General features: G+C 43.7%; 3 protein-coding genes. 2 read left to right on the top strand and 1 reads right to left on the bottom strand.

The window, feature by feature from the left end:
* Nucleotides 1–110: 110 nt before the first annotated feature.
* Together AB4496_RS20430 and AB4496_RS20435 are read left to right on the top strand one after the other, a co-directional pair.
* A complete protein-coding gene (locus AB4496_RS20430; protein WP_102258518.1) occupies nucleotides 111–1,022 on the top strand; it encodes a LysR family transcriptional regulator in 912 nt (303 codons plus the stop codon).
* A 194-nt stretch (nucleotides 1,023–1,216) separates the two neighbouring features.
* On the top strand, nucleotides 1,217–2,131 hold the full coding sequence (locus tag AB4496_RS20435) for a LysR family transcriptional regulator (RefSeq protein ID WP_012604073.1): 915 nt from the start codon (nucleotides 1,217–1,219) through the stop codon (nucleotides 2,129–2,131).
* Nucleotides 2,132–2,198: 67 nt separating this feature from the next.
* On the opposite strand, the gene AB4496_RS20440 is transcribed toward AB4496_RS20435, so the two are convergent.
* On the bottom strand, nucleotides 2,199–3,278 hold a 1,080-nt coding region (locus tag AB4496_RS20440; protein ID WP_372131796.1), incomplete at its 5' end, for a sulfatase-like hydrolase/transferase.

Genomic DNA, 3,278 nt, shown 5'->3' on the forward strand with positions numbered 1-3,278 from the left:
CCTGACTGATTGAGAAATCATGTTAGGCCTACAAAGTGGATAAGAGAAATTAATTATCTTTATTATCTTGATAAGGATTTCATATATCATGTAAAAAACCTGGGAGGGATATGATGCTCGATATTAATTTGTTGAAGACGTTTGTGACGCTAGCGGAATATAAGCATTTCGGAAAAGCAGCCAACGCACTGCATATGACACAACCTAATGTGAGTTTGCACCTAAAACAACTGGAACAACAAACACGCATCAAGTTGATAGAGCGAAGTCCGTTTCAACTGACTCAAGCAGGTGAAAGGTTACTAGAGACAAGTCAAAGAACATTACTCGAACTGCAGATTTGTCAGGCCGATCTCAACGCCATTAACGACCTTAAAATAGGCACGTTAACTATTGCCGTGAGCGACATCATCTCTCGATTCTTGCTAATTCGCCCGTTCCAGAAGTTCAAAGCGCAGTATCCGGGTATCGACCTAACGCTACTGAACACTACGTCATCTCAAGCATCGAGTTTAGTTAAGAACGCTCAGGCGGATCTTGGTTTTGTGATTGCGAAAGAGCAACACAACGAGTCGCTCTATTTTACTAAGCTTCAAGAGCTTTCATGGTGTGCGTTAGGCGATGGCTTCGACATGCAATACTCTGATAGCAAGACAGGAAACGAGGTTAAAGATGGCGATATAGAGACAGAACTCACCTTGATTCTACTTGGCCACGATACGAGAACCCGTGACTTCATTGATGAAGGTTTACCAAGCCTTAATCTACCCAATCATAGAGTCATGGAAGTAGGGAGTGTCGATGCTCAAATCGACTGGGCAGAAGCTGGGTTTGGAGTGGCCATCATTCCTGAGTTTGCGATATCCACTAAGCAGCATTTGAATTCAAAGGTTACGCCATTGACCAATTTCTCTAGCACCAGCCTAGGCTATATCGTGAGGCAGAATCAAGTCTTGTCTAAAGCGACCAAGCAGTTATTAGGCTGGGTGAATGATGAGATTACTCTGCTACAAAGCAAATAAACGCCATCACTGACTTAGAGTTACCTGAGCCTGCCAAGTGTCGGCTTTTTGTGTTCTGTTAATCATCGCTTTCTAGCATGCTAATTCGTAGGTGACTTCCCAAAATAAAAGGGTCGCTAATGAAGTGCTTGGTTGATACGGTATAATTCAATGATATGAAAGTTAATTTAGTACGCGAGTTTGGTAAATAGAACATGAAAAACACTGATTTTAGTCTGATCCCGTATTTTGTTGTCATGATGGAAGAGCTCTCTATCTCGAATACCGCGAAACGTTTTGGCGTTACTCAGCCCGCAATTAGTAAGGCGCTTAACCGACTAAAAGAAACCTATGATGACCCGTTGTTTGTGAAAACAAAGGAAGGCTATAGACCGAGCAGTTTTTGTTATGACATCTACCCTCAGATAAAACAGGCCTACGATGCCTTTGAATCGACTTTCCCGAGTAAGCGAAAGTTCGACCCAACAAAAATTGAAAGGTCGTTTAACGTCGCTTGCATTAGTGGTGCAACTTATTCATTGATGAAGCGTGTATCCGATATCCTCTATGCGGAAACGCCAGATATAGGTCTTCATATTGACCCTTACTATACTGCAGACATCATTCTAGACCTTCGCCAACACCGATATGATTTGTGTATAGTCCATACGCCTATCAACGATCCGGCAATGGAATGTATTCAGCTCTCTAACGAACCTATGGTGGTTGCTTATGATAAAAACCACCCTAGATTAGGGAACGAGATTACGTTGGAAGAATACCTTGAAGAGAAGCATGTTCTTCATAGTATGTGGGATACCAAAGAATCGCCGTTAACCAAAACCAGTAAGTATGCGAAGAGTAGAAAGGTTGCACGAAAGGCGCCTGGCCCATTTGAAATGCTTGATATGGTAAGAGGAACGGATTGGCTTTGTATTAGTCAGAAATCGATACTTGAAAGGTATGGCTTGCTGGATGATTTTAAGCTGTCGCCTTTACCGTTTGAATCGGATCTTGGTACTGAATATCTGGTGTGGCACAAGAGTCGTAATGCAGATATGGCGCATTCATGGTTTAGAAAAAAGATTGTTGATGCCTCACAAAAAAAGCCCCAGTGGGGCTTTAATTAGTCAGTTATCTTTAATGGTCGGTAGCCGGGTTATCTAGCTGTTGCTTCGCTGTTTAACCCTTGCTCCGCTATTTCGCGTTTTGTGCTTGCATCTGCTGAATTAGCTTTTGCATTTTTAGCGTGTTGTAATTGATGTCTGCGGCACTGAAGCCTTGGCCTTGTTGCATTGGGTAATCGTTTAGAGAGCCCATAAACTTAATCACTTCTTGAGACATTGGTACGAATAACCACATGTTGTCTACCATCCAACGAGTGTACATGCCAGATTCTTTCGCTGCGGTTTCAAACGGGTCCATACGTAGGTTTGTAATTGAAGCCCAAGCAGGAGCTTGACGGATAGCTGATTGCATCGTGCCTTCCATCATCGCGAAGCTTGCTTTCCAATCGTTCCAACGAAGCGCATTGAAGTCACCGTTTGCAGAGAAGTAGAAGATAGTTTCACGGGGTGACTTTTCAGCCTCTCCTTCAAAATATGGCATAAAGTTCGAGCCATCTAGGTGAACACGCCAATCTTTATTATTTAGAGAAACACCTTCTTTAAGGTCTTCAACGATAGAGTCATTGCCGGCAGCGGCAGCTAGTGTCGGTAACCAGTCTTCTTGAGACATTAGCGCATTAACCGCAGAGCCAGGTTCGATTACACCAGGCCATTTCACGATTTGTGGAACACGCATGCCGCCTTCGTAAGTTGTGCCTTTCTCACCGTGGAAAGGAGATGTACCGCCGTCAGGCCATGTAAACTTTTCTGCACCGTTATCGGTAGAAAGGATAACAATCGTGTTGTCTGCAACTTCTAAGCGTTCAAGAGTATCAAGCAACGCGCCGACGTTGTCGTCTAATTGAGCCATACCATCAGCGTAGATACCTTGACCAGAAATGCCGCTGTAATGTTCGTTCAGACGAGTCCAAACGTGCATGCGAGTCGAGTTGTACCAGATAAAGAAAGGCTTATCTTCTTTTACAGATTTCTCCATGAACGTGATAGCCGCTTCGGTAAAGTCCTCATCGATGTTTTCCATACGAGCACGAGTCAGTGGACCCGTATCTTCGATTTTGCCATCAGAGGTTGCTTTGATAACGCCGCGAGGCCCGTAGTTCTTTCTGAATTCTGGGTCTTTAGGGTAAAAGTAGGTTTCAGGCTCTTCTTC

Source organism: Vibrio sp. 10N.222.46.A1, from assembly GCF_041473595.1.
Taxonomy (GTDB): domain Bacteria; phylum Pseudomonadota; class Gammaproteobacteria; order Enterobacterales; family Vibrionaceae; genus Vibrio; species Vibrio tasmaniensis_A.